The sequence below is a fragment of the Nocardia sp. NPDC051750 genome, from assembly GCF_044453135.1.
In the GTDB taxonomy this organism is placed as follows: Bacteria; Actinomycetota; Actinomycetes; order Mycobacteriales; family Mycobacteriaceae; genus Nocardia.
This window is the reverse complement of the sequence record NZ_JBITCK010000003.1, coordinates 353,228-369,879: the sequence shown is the minus strand read 5'-3', so window position 1 is coordinate 369,879 and position 16,652 is coordinate 353,228. Positions and strand designations below refer to the sequence as shown.

At 68.1% G+C, this 16,652-nt stretch carries 14 protein-coding genes; 2 read left to right on the top strand and 12 right to left on the bottom strand.

Features of this window, described 5'->3' with window-relative positions; genetic code table 11:
• Positions 1-15: 15 nt before the first annotated feature.
• From hisG to metH, 8 genes are all read right to left on the bottom strand, one after another.
• Complete coding sequence (hisG, locus tag ACIA75_RS15390; RefSeq protein WP_397104150.1) at positions 16-867, bottom strand: ATP phosphoribosyltransferase; 852 nt, start codon at positions 865-867, stop codon at positions 16-18.
• A 38-nt stretch (positions 868-905) separates the two neighbouring features.
• On the bottom strand, positions 906-1,169 hold the full coding sequence (locus ACIA75_RS15385; protein ID WP_030521337.1) for a phosphoribosyl-ATP diphosphatase: 264 nt from the start codon (positions 1,167-1,169) through the stop codon (positions 906-908).
• 218 nt (positions 1,170-1,387) lie between these two features.
• Positions 1,388-3,202, bottom strand: coding sequence for a choline/carnitine O-acyltransferase (locus tag ACIA75_RS15380; protein WP_397104148.1), 1,815 nt, complete (start codon positions 3,200-3,202; stop codon positions 1,388-1,390).
• A gap of 131 nt (positions 3,203-3,333) precedes the next feature.
• Positions 3,334-4,137 (bottom strand): class I SAM-dependent methyltransferase, encoded by an 804-nt coding sequence (locus tag ACIA75_RS15375; protein WP_397104146.1) that lies wholly within the window; start codon positions 4,135-4,137, stop codon positions 3,334-3,336.
• A 47-nt stretch (positions 4,138-4,184) separates the two neighbouring features.
• Positions 4,185-5,045: an arpA protein gene (locus tag ACIA75_RS15370; protein WP_397104144.1), complete on the bottom strand. Its 861-nt coding sequence runs from the start codon at positions 5,043-5,045 to the stop codon at positions 4,185-4,187.
• A 155-nt stretch (positions 5,046-5,200) separates the two neighbouring features.
• Positions 5,201-5,869 carry an HAD family hydrolase gene (locus ACIA75_RS15365; RefSeq protein WP_397104142.1) on the bottom strand — a complete coding sequence of 223 codons (669 nt, stop codon included), beginning with the start codon at positions 5,867-5,869 and terminating at the stop codon, positions 5,201-5,203.
• Positions 5,870-5,981: 112 nt separating this feature from the next.
• Positions 5,982-7,589 carry a protein kinase gene (locus tag ACIA75_RS15360; RefSeq protein ID WP_397104140.1) on the bottom strand — a complete coding sequence of 536 codons (1,608 nt, stop codon included), beginning with the start codon at positions 7,587-7,589 and terminating at the stop codon, positions 5,982-5,984.
• A 318-nt stretch (positions 7,590-7,907) separates the two neighbouring features.
• The gene (gene metH, locus ACIA75_RS15355; RefSeq protein ID WP_397104138.1) at positions 7,908-11,504 is read right to left on the bottom strand and encodes a methionine synthase; all 3,597 of its coding nucleotides are present in this window, start codon (positions 11,502-11,504) and stop codon (positions 7,908-7,910) included.
• A gap of 157 nt (positions 11,505-11,661) precedes the next feature.
• Between metH and ACIA75_RS15350 the strand changes: the two genes are divergently transcribed.
• Positions 11,662-12,549, top strand: coding sequence for a PAC2 family protein (locus ACIA75_RS15350; RefSeq protein ID WP_397104136.1), 888 nt, complete (start codon positions 11,662-11,664; stop codon positions 12,547-12,549).
• Positions 12,550-12,582: 33 nt separating this feature from the next.
• On the opposite strand, the gene ACIA75_RS15345 is transcribed toward ACIA75_RS15350, so the two are convergent.
• On the bottom strand, positions 12,583-12,888 hold the full coding sequence (locus ACIA75_RS15345; RefSeq protein ID WP_397104134.1) for a hypothetical protein: 306 nt from the start codon (positions 12,886-12,888) through the stop codon (positions 12,583-12,585).
• A 213-nt stretch (positions 12,889-13,101) separates the two neighbouring features.
• Between ACIA75_RS15345 and ACIA75_RS15340 the strand changes: the two genes are divergently transcribed.
• The gene (locus ACIA75_RS15340; RefSeq protein WP_397104132.1) at positions 13,102-14,334 is read left to right on the top strand and encodes an XRE family transcriptional regulator; all 1,233 of its coding nucleotides are present in this window, start codon (positions 13,102-13,104) and stop codon (positions 14,332-14,334) included.
• Between the two features lie 87 nt (positions 14,335-14,421).
• Here ACIA75_RS15340 and ACIA75_RS15335 read toward each other — a convergent pair whose 3' ends face one another.
• Genes ACIA75_RS15335 through ACIA75_RS15325 form a run of 3 tightly spaced genes read right to left on the bottom strand, consistent with a single transcriptional unit; the run spans position 14,422 to position 16,556 of the window.
• Positions 14,422-14,817 (bottom strand): hypothetical protein, encoded by a 396-nt coding sequence (locus ACIA75_RS15335; protein ID WP_397104130.1) that lies wholly within the window; start codon positions 14,815-14,817, stop codon positions 14,422-14,424.
• On the bottom strand, positions 14,817-15,596 hold the full coding sequence (locus ACIA75_RS15330; RefSeq protein WP_397104128.1) for an SDR family oxidoreductase: 780 nt from the start codon (positions 15,594-15,596) through the stop codon (positions 14,817-14,819). The genes ACIA75_RS15335 and ACIA75_RS15330 overlap by 1 nt, the downstream gene beginning before the upstream one ends.
• 42 nt (positions 15,597-15,638) lie before the next feature.
• Positions 15,639-16,556 (bottom strand): RNA polymerase sigma-70 factor, encoded by a 918-nt coding sequence (locus ACIA75_RS15325; RefSeq protein ID WP_397104126.1) that lies wholly within the window; start codon positions 16,554-16,556, stop codon positions 15,639-15,641.
• Positions 16,557-16,652: the final 96 nt, after the last annotated feature.

The window sequence follows — 16,652 nt, the reverse complement described above, 5'->3', positions numbered from 1 at the left end:
CGGCGCGGGCTCGTGTCAGAAGGCCCGGCAGGAACGGATATCGGTGGCGAGGATGGCGCGGGCACCCAGTTCGGCGAGCTGGTCCATCAGTTCGTTGCCCTGTTTACGCGGCACCAGGGCGCGCACCGCGACCCAGTCCGGATCGGCCAGCGGCGCCACGGTCGGCGATTCCAGGCCCGGGGTGAGCTGCGCGGCCCGCTCGAGCAGGCTCTTCGGGCAGTCGTAGTCCAGCATCAGGTACTGCTGAGCGAACACGACGCCACGCACCCGGGCAATGAGCTGGTTACGCGCCCGGTCGCGCTGGTCGGAGTCGGCCTGTTCCACCAGCACCGCCTCGGAATCGCAGAGCGACTCCCCGAAGGCCACCAGGTTGTGCTGGCGCAGGGTCCGCCCGGAGCCGACCACATCGGCAATCGCGTCGGCGACACCGAGCTGGATCGAGATCTCCACCGCACCGTCGAGCCGGATCACTTCCGCCTGGATCCCGCGCCGGGACAGGTCGGCGAGCACCAGGTTCGGGAACGAGGTGGCGATCCGTTTGTCCTGCAGATCCTGAACGGTCCAGTCCTGGCCCTGCGGGGCGGCGTAGCGGAAGGTGGAGCCGCCGAACCCGAGCGGGAGACGCTCGGCCACCGGCGCGCCGGAGTCCAGGGCCAGATCCCGGCCGGTGATACCGAGGTCCAGTTCCCCGGAACCCACGTAGATGGCGATGTCCTTGGGCCGCAGGAAGAAGAATTCGACCTGATTGGCCGGGTCGAGCACGGTGAGATCCCGGGAATCGGTGCGCTTGCGATAACCCGCTTCGGCGAGGATCGCGGCGGCGGATTCGGAGAGTGCGCCCTTGTTGGGTACTGCGACGCGCAGCATGGCTGGTCCTTTCGGCTTCGGAGGAATAGACGGGGCGTCTACAGATGTCGGTAGACGTCCTCCAGCCGCAGCCCGCGGCCCACCATCAGCACCTGCACCCAGTACAGCAGCTGGGAGATCTCCTCGGCGAGTGCCTCGTCACCCTCGTGTTCGGCGGCCAGCCACACCTCGCCGGCCTCCTCCAGCACCTTCTTGCCCTGGGTATGGACACCCGCGTCCAGTGCGGCGACGGTACCCGACCCGGCGGGCCGGGTGGCTGCGCGATCCTGGAGCTCGGCGAACAGGGCCTCGAAAGTCTTCACGACTGGTCATTGTTTCAGACCAGCGCGCCGCGCCTCCGCCCGACTGCGCATCGCTGTGCCGTAGCCCTCATTCCGTCGGCGCACCTGGACCCGGCCGGCACGTCCGCGGGCGGGCAACCCCGCCCACGGACGTGCCGATCGGGCATTCCCATGTCATCGACGTGTCGCCCTGCGCATCAAGCGCCGCACCGAACGCCGCGGCGGGTGCGGGGCCCTCGCTACTGCTCGGCGAGCAGTGCCTCCAACTCGGCGACCGCGGTGCGCAGGTGGCCGGCGAAGGCGTACATCTCATCGGCCACCTGGGTCGGTGTGGCCAGGTAGAGGTTCCATCGGTCCGGCAGCAGGACGTAGGCGACGCCGATGCATTTCGGGCTGGTGGATCCGAAACCGAAGTAGCGGATATTCACCGAGGGCGCCGAGCTGGTGCTCAGGTAGTCGTCGCGCATGATCGTCCAGCCCGGACTGCGGTACAGCGGAATCTCTTCGGTGACGCCGAGTTCGGCGCCGCGCCGACGCTGGATCCATTCGAGTTCCCACAGGTGCTGCTCCGGCGCCGCACCGGACTGGCACTGTTTGGCCCGCGCCACATGCGCACCGGCGGCGGTGCGGGCGGCGGCGAGCTTCGCCGCGGTATCGGCCGCCGGGTCCTGCATGGTGTCGACGAACGCGATCATCTCCGGGGTGATCACCCGCATCGCCTCGGTGCGGCCGTTGCGGTACTGCCGGGTGGCGATGGATTCGTAGGTGGCGCCGGTGAGTCCCTTGCTACGGCGGTGCGCGAGCTGGTAGCTGAGCTGGGCGAACGCGTCCGGGGAGATACCGAGCTGTTTGGCGCGGGCGGTCCCGAACCCGTCGAAGGAGACCGTGGTGGTGGCGTTGTCCGCGGCGTACTGCGCGAACGCCGCGCCGGCGGCCACCACCGCGGCACGCTGATCGGCGTCGAGCCGGAATTCGATCTGCTCGACCGGCGGCAACCCCTGCCCCCGCGCGCCGGACCGTTCCGTATGCCCGGCGACCGGAGTCTCCAGCAGGGCGTCGACGAAGGACAGAACGGTGGTGCCGTCCAGCCCGCAGTGTTCGATATTGATCCCGGCCTGGCCGTCGGCGAACACGATGAAGGACACGGATTTGTCGAACCAGCGGTTGGCGCTGTCACCGTGCAGCAGGGTGTCGGACGCATGGAGTTCGTCGCGGGGTGCGAAATCCTCGAGGCAGACGCAGAACAGCGCTGTCTCGATCGTGTCGAGCGCGGCGGCATTGTGCGGGTCGGTGAGCAGTTCGGCGCGCGCATGTGCCCACTCGGCACGGGCCGCGGTGGTGAGGTGCCCCACCGAAGTACCGGCGGGTGCGGGCTCGGTGGCGGATTTCAGGATCGTGCGCAGACCCGCCACCAGATCCTCGAACGCGTACGGGTCGCCGTCGGGGCCCAGGACGTCCATCCGGAACATGCTGCCCCGGTGCAGGACCAGGATGTGCCGGGCCGTGGAGGGTCCCGGCCATTCCTCGCTGTAGGGCACCCGCACGGTGTCCTGTTCGGCACCCGGTATCCGGGTCTCGGAGAACAGGTACTTGTTCTGCCACATCGACAGCCGCTGCCCCCGCTGCGTGACCGGGGGAATTTCTTCCTGATCGAGCGCCACCTTGTAGTCGACGGCCGCCGTGACCAGCCCCGCGGCCCGTTCGGCCTGGCCCGCCGGGGTGGAGGCCGCCAGCACGGTGTCGTCGCGGAACAGGAAGAAGAAATTGGCGTTCAACGCGATCCGGTCTCGCCGGCCCAGGTACCGAGACGGCCAGAACCGGTCCAGCCAGCTGCCCACACCGGGGGTTTCGTCGTACTCGCGCAGGGCCGCGTGCAGGGCCCGGCCGGCGCCGTCCGGTCGCAGCAGATCGGCGACGGCGTCCTCGGTGACCGCCAGTTCCTCGGCGGTCAGCAGGGGGGCGCACCACTGAACGAAGCGGGCGCAGCTGTCTTCCAAGGTCGGCAACGGGACCCGGGGCAGCTGATCCTCGGCGGCAAAGGTGCTTTCGGTCAAGTCTTCTCCTGTATTTTCGGCGCGCCTCCGGCGCGCGTGGTTTCGGCCCCCCTTGGGCCTCCAAGGGCCTCGTAAGACTCGGCACCGCAGCGGGTCGCATTCAGGTCGGCACGGTCCCAGCGGCGCGGTGGCTACGAAATCGGTCGGGACACATACAGATTGGCATACAACCTACCTTCGTCCTCCAGGCCGGCCGTCGCGGTGCCGTTGGCGGTGAGAGTTTCCAGTACCTGTTCACGTTCGGCGTCCGAAGCGAACCGGCGCTGGGCGAACTCGCCCGGCATCCGCTCCGTGCGGTATCCCAGGGCGTCCAGCTCCGCCTCGATCGGACCGAAACCGTACATCCGCAAGACGAAGTGTGCCATCCACGGCCGGCGGTCGGGATGGGCGGTCGCGATCCGGGCGATCGTCTTCTCGGTGACATAGCCGATACAGCCGGTCGAGATCACCAGATCGGCCTGCGCGAGAATCGCCCGCTGCTCATCGCTGGGTTCGGCGGATTCGAGGTCGGCGTGCACGACGGCGTCCAGCAGTGCCGCGGACCGCGCGTAGTCCAGGGCCGGCTCGGAGGCGTCCATTCCGATGAACCGGACACCCGGAAGGGCATCGGCATCGCGAACACGGTCGCGGTCACGGTAGATGAGATCCCCGGTCCCGAGGCCGGGCTCGGCATAGGACTGCGCCAGCTCGGTGAGGCTGGTATCCAGTCTCAGCAGGGCGGCGTTCACACCGTAGGAGCAGCCGACATCGAGCACGGTGGGCGCGGTCCGTGTCGCGACCTGGTAGGCCAGGATCTGCTCCCGCAGATACGGTTTCGCCAGCTCGGGTATGCAGTAGTCCAGTTCGGACATGCGCGCGTAGTAGTCGCGGGGGTCGGGCCTCGAGTAGATATCGTCGAAGGATGCTTTCCCGGTGGTGTGCAACGGCACGGGCACGTTGTGTTCCTCTCGGTAGGGCGGTACCCACTCGATCGTGGACCTGATCAATCGAGCAGCCGGTCACCCCGGACGGCATTCGCCGCCGCGTGATGATCCGGGAGCACCCGCCCGAACAGCTGGCGGGTGCGTTCCACGGTGCCGATGACACCGGGGCGGTCACTGTAGGCGAAGATCGCCGTATGCCGAGGGGACGCGCCCTGCACCGGGGAAACCCGGTGCAGCGAGAACCTTCCCTGGAAAAGTTGCAGGTCACCGGGGCGTAGGGTGAGCCGCCGAACGAGCCCGTCACCCGACCCGGTCAGCACCGCGTGGACGTCGCCGAGGTTCTCGGCACGCGGGGAGCGGATGTTCGGGCAGTACTCGAACACGCCCCCGGACTCCGGCGCCGCCGTCAGCATGCTGACGGTGAACTCGTTGGTATCGAAATGCCACGGATGCGCATTGCCCGGCGCCACCACGTTCAGGACCAGACCGGCCAGCGGATCGGCGAATTCGTGCAGCTGCTCCCGGCCGAAACAGTCGGCGAGGAATCGCTGGAACTCGGGGTTGGTGTAGAGCTGCTGGATCAGCGAATCGGCCGGAATCCGGTCCCGCGGGACGAAGGCGTTCCCGCGTTCGAAGATGATCCGGCCGGGATGCTCCGCGGGCAGATCGGTGTCGAGTGGGATGTTGTAGGCATTGACGCGTTCGGTGCGGTAGTACGCGTGTGGCGCCATCCGCTCACCCTGTTCGCCCAGCAGCGGGTGCAGCTCCGGCCGGATGAACTCGCGCAGTACAGTGCATCCGTCCTCCGCGAGGTCGGCCCGCGCCGCCGCTACCGCGGCACGCCATTCCGGCGTATCGGGTTCGGCGAGCGGGTAGCGGGAAGTGTCGACGATTTCGTCCAAGGTCACCGTGGCGGCCATAGCGATATTGTTATCGCCGAATGTGCGACACGCCCGGCAAATCCCGGATCTGCCCGGTGAGCCCGGTCACGGACCGTTCGGTCTTGTTGATTCGCAACACTATTCGCGGGAAAAGATTGTCGGTTCCCACCACCGGTCCCGAGTTCCCGGAGTATCTACCCGCGCTGCCAGAGACACATTTCGAGATCGGAGTGGGTCAGCCCGATAAGACTTTCCCGGTGGATCCGGGACGGATCGACGGGCACCGGTATCTCACACGGCACCACGAGAACCCCGCATCCCGCCGCCGCGGCGGCGGCGACCCCGGTGACCGAGTCCTCGACCGCCACGCAATCGACAGGGTCCAGCCCGAGCAGTTCCGCCGCACGGAGATAGACCGCCGGATCGGGCTTTCCGTGCGGCACCTCGTCCCCGCAGACCGATACGTCGAACCGATCACGGCCCAGCGTTTCCAGCGCCAATTCGGTGAGCGAACGCTTGGTATTGGTCACCAGGGCGCAGGGCAACCCCGCCGCCCGGACCATATCCAGCGCCTCGACCGCGCCCGGCCGCCACGGGATCGGCCCGGTCATGAGTTCGGTGACCCGCTGCTCCAGGAAGTGCCCGGCCGCCTCCACCGCCGAAGGATGCGGCTCCAGCCCCAGTTCGGTGAACATGATCCGTAGCGCATTGGCCCCCGACGCGCCGATGAGCGCGTGCCGGATCTCCTGGGTCATCTCGCGGCCCAGTTCCCGGGCCAGTTCGCGGACGCCGATATCCCAGAGCTTCTCCGAATCGAGCAGCGTGCCGTCCATATCCCACAGGACCCCGGCCAGCTGGGCCATACGCTCGGACCTTTCGTTCACGGTGAGTGGTGCCGGGCCACGGCATACGGCCGGAAACCCCCGGCCGACGGTAGGCCCACCCCGGTGGCGGCGGCAAACCCGGGTGCCCGGATCACACCAGCTGGGAATCGGTGATGACCAGGCGTCCGCCGGCGGGCACCACCCGGAACGACCGGCTCTCCGACTGCACCGACCCGTCGCTCATCGTGTAGGTCACCGTCGCGACGGCGGAGCCGTCATCGGACGGGCGGACCGAGCCGATACTGACCGACCCGATGGTCGACCAGAACTGGGTGTATGCGGTGTACCCGCCCGTCACGGCCTGATACTCGGGCGAGAGCTGAGCCCACGCGGCGGACGGATTACCGGGCAGCATGCCGTAGTAACCGCGGACGAACTGTTCCACGCGCGCGGCCGAGGGTGGGCCCGTTTCGGTGGTGGAGGTCGTGGTGGTGCTGGGTGCGGCGCTCGTGGTCGACGGCCGATCGCTCGGCTCTGCTTCCGCTTCCGCGGAATCGGTGACCTGCGGGGCGGCCGCCTGGCTGGTGCCCGGCGTCCCGGCGGGGGTCTCGCCGCCACTGTTGGCCAGGGCCAGGCCGACCACGACCACCACCAGCAGCGCCGCGGCTCCCGCCAGCACCGCGACCCTGGTCCGCCCACCCGAACCGCGGCCAGCCGCCGGACGAGCGGGCGCGGGTGCAGGAGTCACCGGTGCGGGTCCCGCGACCGGAGACTGTCCGGGTCCGCGGAAAGCGGGCGCCGCGGCGGATACGGGAACACCCGGCCGGGACGCGGCAGGTTCCGGACCCGGATCGTGCTGCGACAGTGGAGCCGTCGCGGCGAGCGTGGGCGGCAGCACCTTCGTCACTGCGGGCGGCGGCCCCTCGACCGGCTCCGGTGCACGCCCGGCTGCTACCTCGTCGAGCATGACTCGTGCCTCGTCCATGGTGGGCCGGTTCGCCACCTCGGTCTCCAGCAACCGCATCAGCACCGGGCCCAGTGCGCCGATACCGGTGGGCGGTTCGACCTGCCCGCCGGCGACCGCGTGCAGCACGGCCAGCGGGTTGTCGCCGTCACCGAAGGGCGGGCGGCCGGTGGTCGCGTGGTAGAGCGTCGACCCGAGCGCGAAAACATCCGACGCGGGTATCGGCTGTTCGCCGCGTGCAATTTCGGGGGCGAGATAGGCGGGGGTGCCGGCCAGGAAACCGGTCGCGGTGACGGTGACGTCCCCGGTGGCCCGCGAGATTCCGAAATCGGTGATCTTCACCGTGCCGTCGTCGCCCACCAGGATATTCGCCGGTTTCACGTCCCGGTGCACGATGCCGGCATCGTGGGCGGCGGCGAGCGCGGCGGCCGCCTGGGCGCCGAGTTCGGCCACCTTCAGCGGTGCGAGCGTGCCGTCGAGATTCAGCCTGCTGGCCAGGCTGGGCGCGTTCATGTACTCCATCACCAGCCACGGCTGGCCGTCCTCGTCGGCCACGTCGAATACCGAGATGGCGTTCGGATGGTGCAGCCGCGCGGCGATCCGGCCTTCGCGCAGTGCGCGTTTGCGCGCCTCCGCGGTCTGCTGTTCGGTCAGGTTCGGGCCGAGCAGCACCTGCTTGACCGCGACGGTGCGCTGCAGCCGGATATCGAGGGCACGCCACACCACACCCATGGCGCCGGTGCCGATGGGATCCGTGAGCCGATACCGTCCGGCGATCAGCCGATCCTTGCTCATCTCTGTCGTGGCCCCTTCTGTTCGCCGCCGAGTCGTCCCGCACTCCGCGCGTCACAGGCGGCTGCCTACGGTTCCGCTTCGACCAGGCGCGGGCATCGCACCCGAACGGCACGGTTCGGACTTCTGGTTCCGCGGGAACCTCGGCGGAAATTCCTGGAAATAGTACGCTTTCACACCGGGAACACCTGCGGGCAGTACGGCATTACGGGCCTGCGCACACGCCGGTTACCTGCGGTTTCCGAATCCGGCCCCGGTAGGGTCGGTATCGACCCCACCGGCAAGTGACCACAATCACATCGGCCGCACGTTTACTGCGGCTCAGGCATTGAAGTACTTCGCCTCCGGATGGAGCAGGACGAAGGCGTCGGTCGACTGTTCGGGATGCAGCTGCAATTCCTCGGACAGTGTCACCCCGAGCCGCCCCGCGTCGAGCAGGTCCACCAGTTTGGCCCGGTCCTCGAGATCCGGGCAGGCGCCGTAACCGAACGAGTAGCGGGCGCCCCGGTAACCGAGCTTGAAGTATTCCGTCACATCGGCCGGATCGGATTCGGCGATCGCGTGCCCCTCCAGCGTGAGTTCTTCCCGGATCCGGCGATGCCAGTACTCGGCGAGCGCCTCCGTCAGCTGGACCCCGATTCCGTGCACCTCCAGATAGTCCCGGTAGTTGTCGGCGGCGAACAGTTCGTTGGCGAAGTCGGCGATCGGCTGTCCCATGGTGACCAGCTGGAAGGGCAGCACATCGACCTGTCCGGTCTCCCGGGCGTGCTCGCGCGACCGGAGGAAATCCGCGACGCAGAGGAACCGGTCGCGCTGCTGGCGCGGGAAGGTGAAGCGATACCGCTGCGGCGCATCGGGTTCCGGTTCGGTGAGCACCACGACATCGTCCCCCTCGGACACCGCCGGGAAGTACCCGTACACGACCGCCGCGTGCTGCAGGACGCCCTCGGTGCTGAGCCGGTCGATCCAGGCCCGCAACCGTGGACGGCCGTCGGTTTCCACGAGTTCCTCGTAGCTGGGCCCCTCGCCCCCGCGCTGGCCCCGCAGCCCCCACTGGCCGAGGAACAGCGCGCGCTCGTCCAGCAGCCCGGAGTACTCGTGCACCGGCAGACCCTTCACCACTCGCGTACCCCAGAACGGCGGCACCGGCACCGGCACATCGGCGGCCACATCCGAGCGCACGGGAACCTCGATCGGGACCTCGACGGCTCGCCGCTGCTCGGCGATGCGCTTCGAACGTTCGTGGCGGGCTTTCCGTTCCGCGGCCTTCTTGCGCTGGGCCACGGCTTCGGGGCTGTCCGGGTCGAGGGCGGCGCCGCGTTTGACGGCCATGATCTCGTCCATCAGACGCAGGCCTTCGAACGCGTCGCGCGCGTAGTGGACATCGCCGTCGTAGACATCGGTGAGGTCGTTCTCCACGTAGGAGCGGGTGAGCGCGGCACCACCGAGCAGCACCGGGAACTGTTCGGCCACTCCCCTGGTGTTCAGCTCCTGCAGGTTCTCCTTCATCACCACGGTGGATTTCACCAGCAGCCCGGACATTCCGATCACGTCGGCCTTCTTGTCCAGCGCGGCGTCGAGAATGCTCGCGATGGGCTGCTTGATCCCGAGGTTCACCACCTCGTAGCCGTTGTTCGACAGGATGATGTCCACCAGATTCTTGCCGATATCATGCACATCGCCCTTGACCGTGGCCAGGACGACGCGACCCTTACCGCTGTCGTCGGTGGCCTCCATATGCGGCTCCAGATGCGCCACGGCGGCCTTCATGACCTCGGCCGATTGCAGCACGAACGGGAGCTGCATCTGTCCGGACCCGAACAGTTCACCGACGGTCTTCATGCCGGACAGCAGGGTCTCGTTGATGATCTTCAGCGGCGGCACTTCCCGCATCGCCTCGTCCAGGTCGGCTTCCATCCCCGCCTTCTCACCGTCGACGATGCGCCGCTCCAGCCGTTCGAACAGCGGCAGCGCGGCCAGTTCGTCGGCGCGCGAGGCTCGGGAATCGGCGGTCGACACCCCTTCGAACAGCTGCATGAGCTTCTGCAGCGGATCGTATCCGTCGCGGCGCCGGTCGTAGACCAGGTCCAGCGCGGTCTCCCGCTGCTCGTCCGGAATCCGGCTCATCGGCAGGATCTTCGAGGCGTGCACGATGGCGCTGTCCAAGCCCGCCTGGACGCATTCGTTCATGAACACCGAGTTCAGGACCTGCCGCGCGGCCGGATTGAGACCGAAGGAGATATTCGACAGCCCCAGCGTGGTCTGCACCCCGGGGTGGCGGCGTTTGAGTTCGCGGATGGCCTCGATGGTTTCCAGGCCGTCGCGCCGCGACTCCTCCTGGCCGGTGCCGAGGGTGAAGGTGAGCGTGTCGATGATGATATCGCCGACGTGCAGCCCCCAGTTGCCGGTGATATCGGCGATCAGCCGCTCGGCGATGGCGACCTTGTGCTCCGCGGTGCGGGCCTGGCCCTCCTCGTCGATGGTCAGCGCGACCACCGCGGCACCGTGTTCGGCGACCAGGCTCATCGTCTGCTGGAACCGCGACTCGGGGCCGTCGCCGTCCTCGTAGTTCACCGAGTTCACCGCGCAGCGGCCGCCCAGATGCTCCAGCCCGGCGCGGAGCACCGGGGTCTCGGTGGAGTCGAGCATGATCGGCAGGGTGGAGGCGGTGGCCAGGCGGGAGGCCAGCTCCGACATATCCGCGCTACCGTCGCGACCCACGTAGTCGACGCAGAGATCGAGCATATGGGCGCCGTCGCGGGTCTGGTCCTTGGCGATATCGAGGCATTTACCCCAGTCCTGGGCCAGCATGGCCTCACGGAACGCTTTCGATCCGTTGGCGTTGGTCCGTTCGCCGATCATCAGCACGCTGGCGTCCTGTTCGAACGGCACCGCCGTGTACATGCTGGAGATACTGGGCTCCGGTTGCGGCGTACGGCGCTGCCCGATCGGCGCCAGCGTGGGTTCGACCTCACGAACGGCCGCGGCGACCTGCCGGATATGTTCCGGCGTGGTACCGCAGCAGCCGCCGACCAGCGCCAGACCGTAATCGGCGACGAAACCACGCAGCGCCGCGGCCAGCTCCTCGGGAGTCAGCGGGTACTCGGCGCCGTGCGCGCCCAGCACCGGCAACCCCGCGTTGGGCATCACCGACACCGGGATCCGGGAATGCTGGGACAGGTAGCGCAGGTGTTCGCTCATCTCGTCCGGCCCGGTGGCGCAGTTGAGGCCGATCAGGTCGATACCGAGCGGTTCGAGCGCGGTGAGCGCCGCGCCGATCTCACTACCCACCAGCATGGTGCCGGTGGTCTCCACCGTGACGTGGGTGATGATCGGGATCCGGCGGCCGGCCTGCTTCATCGCCCGGCGGGTGCCGGTGATCGCGGCCTTGACCTGCAGCAGGTCCTGGCAGGTCTCGATGAGCACCGCGTCGGCGCCGCCGTCGAGCATGCCCAGCGCGGCCTCGGTGTAGGCGTCGCGCAGGCTCGCGTACGGGGCGTGACCCAGTGTGGGCAGCTTGGTTCCCGGGCCCATCGAGCCCAGAACATACCGGGGCGTCCCGTCCGGACCGGGCCCCATCTCGTCGGCGACCTCACGAGCCAGCCGGGTGCCCTTCTCGGACAGGTCCCGGATGCGGTCGGCGATATCGTAGTCGGCGAGGTTGGGCAGGTTGCAGCCGAAGGTATTGGTCTCCACCGCGTCGGCGCCGGCCTCGAAGTACGCCCGGTGGATATCCCGCAGCACCTCGGGGCGGGTGTCGTTGAGGATCTCGTTGCAGCCCTCCAGGCCGCGGAAATCGTCGAGGGTGAGATCCACGGCCTGCAACATGGTGCCCATCGCACCGTCGCCGATGACGACACGCCGGCTGAGGGTGTCGAGCAGGGTGGTATCGAACTCGGCGGGGCGGGAGGCAGACATGGATTCCAGAGTAGTGGGCGCCACCGACGGCATGTTCGCCTAGTTCACACCCCTGTGCGGGCGGACACAGCCGCCGCAGGCCCGCGGACCGGTCGCGACAGGCGCGGGGAGACCGATACTGCGCGCCGGTTGCGACCCGCACCGTAGGCTGACTCGGGTGAGCTCGAGTGAATCACCAGTGGATCGGGAACTGCCCGCGTTGCGTGACCCGGTGCTCGTTGCCGCCTTCGAGGGCTGGAACGACGCTGGTGACGCGGCCAGCGGAGCGGTCGAACATCTGGAGCTGATCTGGGATGCGCGGCCCCTGGCCGAACTCGATTCCGAGGACTACTACGACTACCAGGTGAACCGGCCGATGGTCCGGCAGGTGGAAGGAGTCACCCGGGAGATCGTCTGGCCGGCGACAGTCTTGTCGGTGTGCTCCCCGCCGGGTAGCGAACGCGATGTGGTCCTGCTGCGCGGGATCGAACCGAATATGCGGTGGCGGCGTTTCTGCGCCGATCTGCTGGAGTTGATCGATCAGCTCGGGGTGGAGACGGTGGTCATCCTGGGGGCGCTGCTGGCGGATACCCCGCACACCCGGCCGGTGCCGGTGACGGGTTCGGCCTACAGCAAGGAAGCGGCCGAGCGGTTCAACTTGGAGCAGACTCGCTACGAGGGGCCCACCGGTATCACCGGGGTGCTCCAGGACGAATGCGTGAAGGCCGGAATTCCGGCGGTGTCGTTCTGGGCGGCGGTACCGCACTACGTCTCGCAGCCGCCGAACCCGAAAGCGACGATCGCGCTCCTGCACCGGGTAGAGGATGTCCTCGATATCGAGGTGCCGCTGCGCGAACTCCCGCAGCAGGCCGAGGAGTGGGAGTCGACGGTGAACGAGATGACCGAAGCCGATGACGAGATCGCCGAATATGTGCGCTCGCTGGAGGAGCGCGGGGACGCCGCGCTCGATGTGAACGAGGCCATGGCCAAGATCGATGGTGATGCCATCGCGGCCGAATTCGAGAAGTATCTGCGCCGGCGAGGGCCCGGCGGCTTCGGGCGCTGAGGGGGTACGCCGAGCCGCCGCCGGGCCGCCGGTTCAGCCCGCTACCGACCAGATTCGGGCGGCGGCGTCACTGGCCAGTTTCGCGATGAGCAGTTCGCGTGGAATGGTCTGGCCGGTGAGGTGATCGAGCGAGGGCACCACCACGTGGTGGGCATCCGCTCGCTGGAGTTCCCGGGTCAGCTCGGCGAATGCCGTTCCGTCACCCGCATGTGATTCGTGGAATGTCGCGGCGAAGCAGAGGCCGTGGGCATCGGCCAGCTCACGTAGCGCGGCCTCCATATCATCGCCGTCGCCCGCGGCCAGATCGTCGCGTAAATACCCATATACCAACGCTTCCACCCGAACCTCCTGAATCCTTCCCCGCACAAGGCGGGGAACCATTTCCTGCTCCGGGATCTCCACCCCGCATTCGCGGGGGTGTTGCTTGAACCGGCGCGAAGCCGGTCCGATTCGAGCATGACCGAAGGTCACAGGGCGCAGAAGAGGTCATGCGGGGGACATCTGTATGCCCTATGGGGTCCACGAAAAGTTTGCTGGTGCAATACTGGCGGCGTGACTGCTGCTGAAGATCGTCCGCTGTGGGCCATCCGGATGCGCTCGGAACGCGATGCGCGTGGGTGGTCACAAGCCGAGGCCGTACGCGCGCTACGCGCCAAATCGTCGCACAACCTACCGACCGACAGCACCCTGCTACGTAATTGGCGGCGTTGGGAATCGGGCGAATCCCGCCCCGACGATTTCTACGCCCCCCTCATCGCCGCCGCCTTCGATACCGCGGCCGCGGCGTTCTTCCCCAAGGCCCGGCCGAGCCGGGACGACGAATTGCTCACCGCCACCGGAATGGACACGCTCGAGTTCATGGGCCGGCTACGGATGTCCGATGTTTCGACCGCCACCCTCGATGCCGTCCGGATCACCGCCGAACGACTGTGCCGGGAATACGCCTCCACCGATGCCCACGAACTCCATCGCGAAGCTTCGGGCTGGCTGCGGCGGATCGCGGCACTACTCGACAGCCGGCTGACCCTCGCCCAGCACAAGGAGGTGCTGGAACTGGCGGGCTGGGTCGCGCTGCTGCTCGGCTGCCTCGAATACGATCTGGGCCGCCGGGGCGGCGCCGAGGCCACTCGCCGGGCCGCCCGGTCCCTCGGCCTGGAATCCGGCCATCCCGAAATCATCGGCTGGAGTTCGGAATTGGCGGCGTGGTTCGCGTTGACCCAGGGCAACAATCGCGGCGTCATCCTGGCGGCCGAAGCGGTGCCCCCGGAATGCGGGAACAGCGGTGTGGGCGTCCAACTCGCCGCGCAACGGGCGAAAGCATGGGCGCGACTCGGCGATCGCACCGCGGTGGACGCGGCGCTGGCGGAAGGCAGGATGCTGCTGGACCGGCTCGGCCATCCCGAGGACCTGGAGAATCATTTCGTCGTCGATCCGCAGAAGTTCGATTTCTACGCCATGGACTGCTGCCGGGTCGTCGGCGACGATGCGCGGGCCGAACGTTTCGCCCGCGCGGTCCTGGCCGATTCCACCACGCTGGACGGCACCGTCCGCAATCCGATGCGCGTGGCCGAGGCCCATCTCACGCTGGCCATGGTGGCCGCGCGCGGACGTGATCTGGAACTGGCGGTCTCCGAGGGCCTCTGCGCGTTCGAGGCGAAACGGCGGTCGCTCCCCTCGCTGCTGAGCATCGGCGGCGAGGTCGGCCGGGAACTGGTCGCCCATTTCCCCGACGACCCGCGGACGCAGGAATACCTGGACGAACTTCGGGCCCTGTCCGGCGTCTGAACCTGTCCCACCGGCGTCGATACCCGTCCGGCGAGCGCGGACGCCGGTGGACAGGCCGATACTGTTGCACCATTCCCCCCGCGCCGGTTACTCGGTCCGGGATGTTCGGATGCTGAGCACAAGTAACGCCGTGGACAGCGCAATGGCACCGGCGAGGGCAACCATGAGCAGTGCGGCGGTCGCCGGAGCGAGATGATCGAGCATGGTCAGATGCACGAGAAAGTGGGGAACCGACCAGGTCAGATACATGACCAGCGCCGTGCGGGCCGCCCACTCCCCTCCGTGGACCGTGGCTGCACCGAGCACCACCGCGCTCGCCAGCGTCATGGCGCCGTAGTCCCGCATCAGATGCTCGTTGTAGGCCATACCCATGCCGACCACGGCAAGTGCGAAGAACCGGGCGGGAAAGAACAGCGCCCAGACGCCGACTACGGTCTGGGTCGCGGCGAGAAACCCGATGCCCGCACGGATCCCGCACCGCATCACCGGCCACCTTCGCGGACCGGAAGATCGGCCAGGAATTCGTCGAATGTGATTCGGCCTACCGCACGGTCCGGGGCGAGATGGTTGCCGGCGCGATAGTCGCGAAACATTTTGCCCGGCAACCGGACCGACACGACCGGACGTCGCCGCCCGATCGACCGCAAATAGCTCCGGGCCAGGCCTGGGAGATCGCGCACCTGCGGTCCGCCCAGATCCGGTACCCGGTGCCCGGCCGAGCCGGCCGAAATCGTGACCAGCCGGTCCGCCACCTCGGTGACGTCGATCGGCTGGACACTCATCCCGGCAGGCACGATGGTGACCGGCAGCCTCCGCTGTACATCGCAGATCGCGGCGACCAGGTCGTGGAACTGGGTCGTGCGCAGGATCGTCCACGGCAGGCCCGACTCCTCGACCAGGTGTTCACACGCCAGCTTGGCCCGGTAATAGCCGAACTCGAAATTTTCGATGCCGACGATAGAGAGGTACACGAGGTGCGGGGCGCCTGCTGCCCGCGCGGCCTCGATCAGATTGCCGGTCGCGGCCACGTCATGGCGCCCATTGGTGGTCGCCAGGTGCACGATCGTATCGACGCCGGCGACAGCTGCGGCCGGCCCGCCGCGCCTGCGCAGATCGCCGACCACCCACTCGTGCGCCGCCGGCGGCCGCGTCTTACGGGTGAGCACCCGCACCTCGTGCCCGGCTTCGAGCAGCCGTGGTACCAGTGCGCGTCCAAGTCTCCCGGTGCCCCCGGTCACCAGCATTCGCTTCGATTCCGCCATGTTTTCCTCCGTGGTTTCGAGACTTCCTCTCGGCTGGCACCACTAGGAACCGGATAGCCCTCCGGAATGTGACAACCGGTCGAGCTGCCTACCGGCGAACCGGATCTTGTCCGGCGCGGCGACGATCCGGATACGGGCGATCCGGCCGTCCGCGATTTCCGGCACGAAGACACCGGCCAGCGTCGAGGACGCCAGGGCGATCGCCGCCGGCGACCCGTTCACTTCGCGAATGGACACGGTCAACCCGGCACCGGAACGGCCGGTAACCGCTGCCATGTACCGCGCAACCTTCGCGGCTCCGCGAACCGGACGCCGGGCCACTCCCGGGGCACCACCGCCGTCGGCGACGGATACCGCGTCATCGGCCAGCATCTGCTCCAGGGCGGCCAGATCGCCGCCCCGAGCCGCTTCGAGGAACCGCTCGACCAGCGCCCGGTGGACCCGCATATCGGTGGGGCCCGGACGTTGTGCGATGCCGCTGAGCCGGTTTCGCGCCCGGTGGTACAACTGCCGGCAGTTCGACTCCGAGAGCTCGAGCACTCCGGCCACTTCACGGTGGCTGTAACCGAATGCTTCGCGCAGCACGAATACCGCGCGCTCGGCCGCGCTGAGTCGCTCGGCGAGCAGGAGAAACGCCAGCGATATCGTGTCCCGCTGCTCGGCCGTCTCCAGCGGGTCGAGCGGGCCGTCACCGGTCAGCACCGGCTCCGGCAGCCACGGCCCGATATAGCGCTCCCGCCGATGCCGGGCCGAGCTCAGCAGGTTCAGGCACAGGTTCGTGGTGACTTTCACGAGCCACGCGTCCGGCGTTCCGACCGAACCCGGTTCGGTGTGCTGCCAACGCAGAAATGTTTCCTGCACAATATCTTCCGCGTCTGCGGCAGATCCGAGCAACCGGTACGCCAAGCCGAACAACCGCCGACGGTACCGCTCGAAATCATCGACCACACGTGGTTCCACCGTCCGGTCCTACCACCTCACCCCATCGGCCCGGGTGTGGCCCGGACTTTCCCACATCGGCCACTGGCGCCTCCGGCCGCGCGAAAGCACGAGCCG